A 1,734-nucleotide genomic window follows, 5' to 3' on the forward strand; every position below is an offset into this window, starting at 1 on the left:
AGCTCGACGCTGCGCTCCAGGCACACCGCGACCACCTGTTCGCGGCCGATGCCCTGGGCAGTCAGGGCCTGCGCCAGACGGTCGGCGCGCCGGTGCAGGTCGGCGTAGCTGAGGGTTTCGCCCTCGAACACCAGTGCCGGCGCCTCGGGGCAGTGCTGCGCTTGGAGCGACAGGGCCTCGCTCAGGGTCGCCGGGCCGGGGTAGTGGCGCGCCGTGGCGTTCCAGTGCTGCAACTGAAGCTGGCGATCCGCCTCGCTCAGCGGCGTGAGCCGGGCGAGCGGGGTGTCAACGGCCTCCGGCAGGCATTCGAGGAAAGCCAGCCATTGCTCCAACCAGGTCTGCATGGTGGTTTCGTGGAACAGACTGGCGCGGTATTCCAGCATCACCGACAGGTTTTCGCCGTCGTCGTGCACTTCCCAGTTCTGGTCGAACTTGGCCGCCGGGGAGCGGATGTCCAGCGGCTGCAGGCGCAGGCCCGGCCATTGCAGCGCGCCGCGCGTGCTGTTCTGCATGACGAAGGCCACCTGGAACAGCGGCGTGTGCGCCAGATCGCGCTCCGGTGCCAGGTGTTCGACCACCTGTTCGAAGGGCACGTCCTGGTGTTCCTGGGCGTCCAGCACGGCCTGCCTGACTTGGAGCAAATAGTCGCCGAAGCGCTGCTCGGGGGCGAGGTCGGAGCGGATCACCAGCGTATTGACGAAGCAGCCGATCAGCGGTTGCACGGCTTGCAGGCGGCGGTTGGCCACCGGCGTGCCGATGCGCAGGTCCTGCTGGCCGCTGTAGCGGCCGAGGAACAACTTGAGGCCGGCCAGCAGGAGCATGAACGGAGTGACCTCGCGCTCGCGGGCGAAGCGCCGCAGGCGCTCGGCCAGGGCTGCCGGCACCTGGGCGAAGCAGGTGCCGGCGCGGTTGTCGAGGCTGGCCGGACGCGGCAGGTCGGTGGGCAGCTCGAGACGGTAGTCGCTGTTCTCCAGGCGGTTCTGCCAGTACTCCAGCTGCTGGCGATAGACCTGCTGGCGCGCCTCGCTGCGCTGCCACAGGGCGTAGTCGACGTATTGCACCGGCAGCGTCGGCAGCTCGGCGCGACGCCCCTCGCGGGCGGCGCGATAGCCGGCGGCCAGTTCGTCCAGCAGCACCTGCAGCGACCAGCCGTCGGCGGCGCAGTGATGCAAGCTGAGCAGCAGCAGGGCCTGGCCGGCGTCGGTAGAACGCACCAGGCGTACCCGCAGCGGATGCTCGTGGGTCAGGTCGAAGGCGCGTTCGGACTCGGCCTCTGCGACCTGGCGCTGGTACTCGGCCCAATCGGCCGGCGTGCCGGCATAGTCCTCCACGGCCAGCTCGAAACGACTCGGCGCGTCGATCAGCAACTGGCCGCCCTGGTCGTCGTCGTGCAGGCGGCTGCGCAGGATGGCGTGGCGTTCGACCAGCGTCTCGAAGGCCTGGCGCAGCGCCTCGACATCGAGTTCCCCGGTGAGCGTCAGCGCACTGTTGATGCTGTATTCGCCCGAACCCGGTGCCAGTCGTTCGAGGAACCATAGGCGCTGCTGCTCGTAGGACAACGGCAGGCGCTCGGGGCGCGGCTGCGGCGTCAACTCGGCGACGGTACCGGATGCCGAGGTATCGAGCAGGGCGCTGAAGGCGCGCAGCGTCGGCTGCTCGAACAACTGGCGCAGGGCCGGCGCCTGGCCATGCTCCTGGCGCAGTCGGGCGAGCAGCACGGTGGCCAGCAGCGAG

The 1,734-nt window shown here is 69.6% G+C and carries 1 protein-coding gene; it reads right to left on the reverse strand.

Going from position 1 to position 1,734, the window contains the following annotated elements; genetic code table 11:
* On the reverse strand, positions 1–1,734 hold a 1,734-nt coding region (locus tag BZL41_RS00430; RefSeq protein WP_143517992.1), incomplete at both ends, for a condensation domain-containing protein.

Source organism: Pseudomonas sp. PIC25, from assembly GCF_002286785.1.
Classification (GTDB): Bacteria; Pseudomonadota; Gammaproteobacteria; order Pseudomonadales; family Pseudomonadaceae; genus Pseudomonas_M.